Consider the following 679-nt stretch of genomic DNA (forward strand, 5'->3'; position numbering starts at 1 on the left):
TTTTGTGCGTCAAATTGAGAATACAGAACTTTCTGCGCTAGATACGCTAGAAGTTCTAAAAGTGCTTGATGGTTTGAATCTTGGTCCAGCACGCGTTGATATCGGTAAATTAGCTGTTTCGTTCAAGGCGCAGAGCGATGCTTCTTTGGAAGAGTTTTTGAAAGCAGAGCTTGCAGACGTTATTGGTAAAGGCGGTGAGCAGGCGAATGCTGAGTCTAAAGACGTTGTTTTATACGGTTTTGGTCGAATTGGTCGTCTTCTAGCGCGTATTTTGATCGAGAAAGCGGGCGGCGGTAATAACTTGCGATTGCGTGCGATCGTTGTTCGTAAAGGTAAGGCTGATAATGACTTAGAAAAGCGTGCAAGTTTGTTGCGTCGTGATTCTGTTCATGGTCCATTCGAAGGTACGATTTCAGTGGATAATGAAAACAATCAAATCATTGCAAATGGTAACTGCATTCAAGTTATCTATTCAAATGGTCCTGATCAAGTTGATTACACTGAGTACGGCATTAACGATGCACTAGTGATTGATAATACTGGTATCTGGCGTGATGAAGCAGGTCTTGGCCTGCACTTGAAATCAAAAGGTGCAGCTAAGGTGTTATTGACTGCTCCTGGTAAGGGCGACATTAAGAACGTTGTTTACGGCATCAATAACGATGTGATCGAGTCGAGC

At 43.2% G+C, this 679-nt stretch carries 1 protein-coding gene; it reads left to right on the forward strand.

The window, feature by feature from the left end; translation table 11 throughout:
* A partial coding sequence (locus A3738_RS08080) for a glyceraldehyde 3-phosphate dehydrogenase NAD-binding domain-containing protein (RefSeq protein WP_304440082.1) occupies positions 1–679 on the forward strand: 679 nt, incomplete at both ends.

It is taken from the genome of Oleiphilus sp. HI0066, from assembly GCF_001635725.1.